This window comes from Chromobacterium piscinae (assembly GCF_021129175.1).
GTDB classification, from domain to species: Bacteria; Pseudomonadota; Gammaproteobacteria; order Burkholderiales; family Chromobacteriaceae; genus Chromobacterium; species Chromobacterium piscinae.
In genome coordinates this window covers 1-3,315 of the sequence record NZ_JAJOHV010000116.1, presented here as the reverse complement: position 1 = coordinate 3,315, position 3,315 = coordinate 1, and the positions used below count along the sequence as shown (strand labels likewise).

Below are 3,315 nucleotides of genomic sequence, written 5' to 3'. Positions count from 1 at the left end.
TATGCTGACGCCCACGTTCCAACCGCTGCTGTTGTTGCCGCCGCTCTGGCTGTCTTGGTGGCGGTGGCCGCGCCGCTGATGGCGGCTTGCACATTGCCGCCGGCCAGGCCGTGTAATGCGTATGCTAGGCCTTACACGGTGGCTGTGGCGTAAATCCTTTGTGGAAAGGGGAGATTCACATCGACTTATCAAGCGAGCGCATTTTCAAAGCAGCCTCATCAAAAGACAATGCCATCACCGCTACTTCCTTGCTCATTGACTTTTTCTTAAACAGTTAGACAAACCGGAAAAGTTTACCGTTTACTATGAAACTTGCAGCCAGTCACACTCAACAAAAAGCTACGACAACAAGACAGATCCAATATAGGCTTATCAAGAAGACACATTGCCATGACGCCATCTTCAAGCAGCTCCAAGCAAATAAAAGACCATCCAGATGGGACCTAAAGTCACGCCGCCAACATAGCTGGCACCAACAAGCCCACATAATTCACAGCAAAAAACCCGCAACCGCGGGTTTTTTGCAATACAGTACATTCTATACAACATTCAAAGGTCGAGATCCGTTCGTGGCCTTGATGAGCTTACTCCTCAATAAACGAAATTGGTATGGGCTTTACCATTAGCATCTATAGACAACACAAACTCCTTCCAAGACCCACCAGTATGCTGCCGCATAAGTTCGTGTAGTTCATGTACAAGCTGGGAGGAGCGATCATTTGGATCATTCAAAAACTCAGACCTACCAACCCCTTGCAAAACATAGGAGAAACTAGAGCCAACAGTCCAGTCTTTTTCCGAACATTCATAATCAAACTCACAGCGGGCCTCGCTATAACCTTCACTAGCCGACTCATGCAAAATCCGAGCCAACTCGCTCAACACTTCCACCTGTTTTTCAATACTCATTTTCCAGCCTCATTCCTAAAGGATTTTCTAAACTTCTTCCCATCTATTAAATAATCAATAAACAATGAATCAGGCCTGGGAGAAGCAATATTACTTCGGGAAAATTTGATGCTTACAGCATCAACCATGCTCCCCTCCTTTAAGGCCCGTTTAATTTCATTTTCCCATTTTTTGTACGCCGAATTATTGAAGTTTTTGTCCTGCGGAAACAAGTTATATCTATCACAAGTGCCGCCAAGCCTGCAAGCCTGAATGTGACCACCCACATCCGAGACAAGCCCCTCCTTGCCTACTGCGGTTTGCCTCGCATCTCTGATGCCTTTTTGCAAGGACGGAGTAAATGAAATTTCTTCAACATAACCATGGGCGTTAGTCTTAAATTCAGTACCATTGCTTAACTTAGACCCGCTAACAAAACCTCTTGATGCCGGATACGTATGCCCGCACTTGGCGAAGATGAAACGGAAAGTCGTCAGTCAGAAGCTCTGGAAGTCATTGCAACCGCTACTTCCTCCATCACCGCGCTCTCGCCGAGGTGGGCGGCCGCGGTTGGATGATTTTGCTGCCCTCAACGGCATCTTGTTTGTTCTCACTACCGGCATTCCTTGGGAGGACCTCCCGCAGGAACTCGGTTTTGGCAGCGGGATGACCTGCTGGCGAAGACTGCGGGATTGGCAAGCGCAAGGCATTTGGGACCGCCTACACCTAGCTCTGCTGATACAACTGCGCCAACACGATCAAATTGATTGGAGCCGGGCCAGCATTGATGGGGCTAGCGTTGCCAGCCCCCGGGGGGCCAAGAGACCGGTCCCAACCCCACCGACCGAGGGAAATGCGGCAGCAAACGGCACATCATCGTAGATCGCCGAGGTTTGCCGCTGGCGCTGAGCATTACCGGCGCCAACCGGCACGACTCCATGGTCTTCGAAACTTTGGTCGATGCGATTCCTGCCGTTCCAGGTTTGCCAGGGCGGCCCAGGCAAAAGCCTTACAAGCTGCATGCAGACAAAGGCTATGACTACCGTCGTTGCCGTGCACACCTGAGCCGGCGCGGAATCCTGGTGCGAATTGCTCGTCGCGGAGTGGAAAGCAGCGAGAGATTAGGTCGCCACCGCTGGGTGGTAGAACGTACCCATTCTTGGCTAGCGGGCTTCGGCAAGTTGCGCATCCGCTTCGAGCGGCGGCTGGATACGCATTACGCCTTGCTCAAGCTGGCTTTCTCATTGATCTGTCTGCGATTTATCGACAGGTTTTGTTAGCTGGTCTAAGTAGACTGATACACATCCTCCCAGTTATTTACTTCCTTTTTCAAATTTCCACTTATAGATAAAATATTATAGGAATTAGTCAAAAACCTAAGCCATCACAAGCTAGAATATCGTGCGCTTATTTTCTCCATGTAACGTTCAACCGCCTGCTTATCCTCTACATGTCGCTCCACATAAGCCTTTGAAATACACGACATAGCCATTAAAAATTCAGAAACTTTTAAGGTAGAGCTTTCAAAATCTCCAACAAAAAAAGCAACCTCATCAAAATCTTCTGGAAAGTCCCAGTCTTGATCTAATGAATACCCTAGTCCTTCATGAGCATAGCACCCATGCCCCTCACTTGCACTAGCAAGAAACTGCAAATAGTTCATTTTATTTTCAAACAAAATAGTGCTTAGAACATGATACAAATCCTCCCCCCCCGTACCAAAGCCATCCAAACACTCTCTAACCTCACAAATCCATTGCTTATCAATCTCATTCATGCTGCCCCCTTCCTGGCATTGTTATAAATGCATTATTAATCTTTCCAGTTTTAGAGTCCCGAGTAACCCTAAAGTAATACCCATCAACTTTAATCGTAGTTTCTCGAATCTTAGGCATAGCCTCAAAAATATCGCTCGCTTTTTTTGCGGCCTCTGTAGACATATTTAAAACTCTCTTATCTGACAAAACACTTGGATCATACGTTGTTTTTGTTGCAGTTCCTTTATACGACCCTGTTGGATTACCAGTCCTATCCAAGATAGGAATCTTATAGCTATACTCGATCAAACCAGGATACTTTACATCTGTTATCTTATTTGTGATTTCTGCCCCAACAACATCAACTGACTCTAGAAAAACATCCTGCTTATGAGCCCCTGAGATTGTGCCTGCCTTACTATTTCGAACACCGATTTGTTTGTTATGAGCATCAATTTTCTCTGAAAACCCTTCGCCAATCAGACTATTGCGACTCTCGCCCTTGACAATAGGATTAACACCTTTAATTGTCCCAGCCGCAACACTTAGCAGCGCTAACTGCTGCGGAGAAACACCCGCATCTTTGGCATAGCTCGCGGCTGCATCCGCCAACATCCCCTGAATCGGGTTACCCGCGGTACCTGCCAGTAAAGCAAACCGTTCCTTCTCA

At 47.3% G+C, this 3,315-nt stretch carries 5 protein-coding genes; 1 reads left to right on the top strand and 4 read right to left on the bottom strand.

Annotated features, from left to right (window positions below; all coding sequences use genetic code 11):
- Positions 1 to 591 precede the first annotated feature (591 nt).
- Complete coding sequence (locus LQR33_RS22110) at positions 592 to 909, bottom strand: hypothetical protein (RefSeq protein ID WP_231470440.1); 318 nt, start codon at positions 907 to 909, stop codon at positions 592 to 594.
- Complete coding sequence (locus tag LQR33_RS22105) at positions 906 to 1,238, bottom strand: DNA/RNA non-specific endonuclease (protein WP_378077238.1); 333 nt, start codon at positions 1,236 to 1,238, stop codon at positions 906 to 908. Before LQR33_RS22105 ends, LQR33_RS22110 begins: the two co-directional genes overlap by 4 nt.
- Positions 1,239 to 1,365: 127 nt before the next feature.
- Here LQR33_RS22105 and LQR33_RS22100 point away from each other — a divergent pair.
- A protein-coding gene (locus LQR33_RS22100; protein WP_231470438.1) for an IS5 family transposase occupies positions 1,366 to 2,168 on the top strand; the annotation gives its coding sequence in 2 pieces (ribosomal slippage) (positions 1,366 to 1,693 and positions 1,693 to 2,168; 804 coding nt in all).
- A gap of 104 nt (positions 2,169 to 2,272) precedes the next feature.
- On the opposite strand, the gene LQR33_RS22095 is transcribed toward LQR33_RS22100, so the two are convergent.
- On the bottom strand, positions 2,273 to 2,665 hold the full coding sequence (locus LQR33_RS22095) for a hypothetical protein (RefSeq protein WP_231470436.1): 393 nt from the start codon (positions 2,663 to 2,665) through the stop codon (positions 2,273 to 2,275).
- Positions 2,658 to 3,315: CdiA family toxin C-terminal domain-containing protein (locus LQR33_RS22090; protein WP_231470435.1), on the bottom strand; the 658-nt coding region annotated here is incomplete at its 5' end. The genes LQR33_RS22090 and LQR33_RS22095, both read right to left, overlap by 8 nt.

Bases quoted from the DNA above. Each gene is read 5' to 3' on its own strand.
- LQR33_RS22110 (WP_231470440.1), bottom strand. From the start codon at position 909: ATGAGTATTGAAAAACAGGTGGAAGTGTTGAGCGAGTTGGCTCGGATT.
- LQR33_RS22095 (WP_231470436.1), bottom strand. From the start codon at position 2,665: ATGAATGAGATTGATAAGCAATGGATTTGTGAGGTTAGAGAGTGTTTG.